General features: G+C 64.7%; 1 protein-coding gene. It reads left to right on the top strand.

Annotation, left to right across the window (positions count from 1 at the left end; genetic code table 11):
* The coding region (locus PU683_RS21990) for a hypothetical protein (RefSeq protein WP_277174651.1) at positions 1 to 232 on the top strand (232 nt) is incomplete at both ends.

The raw sequence follows: 232 nt of genomic DNA, 5'->3' as shown, positions 1-232 counted from the left end.
ACTCGAAAATTTGATGCGACGGCTCGCAGTGCTGGCACGAGATGAGCTGATCGATCCGGCGACGATCCGCGATATGATCGGTGTGCCGGGCGCCCAGATGGATTTGCCCGACGCGGGGATCGCCGAGGCGGTGCGCCACCTGATCGAACGGATCGCCCGCGAGCGTCCCGGCGCCCTAGACGATGGCACCTTGTACGACCGCGTCATCGGAGAGGTGGAACGCCCCTTGATC

The organism is Candidatus Kosakonia sp. 282A-S69 (assembly GCF_029433855.1).
GTDB classification, from domain to species: Bacteria; Pseudomonadota; Gammaproteobacteria; order Enterobacterales; family Enterobacteriaceae; genus Kosakonia; species Kosakonia cowanii_A.
The sequence above is the reverse complement of the archived record's forward strand: the minus strand, read 5'-3'. Positions and strand labels throughout refer to the sequence as shown.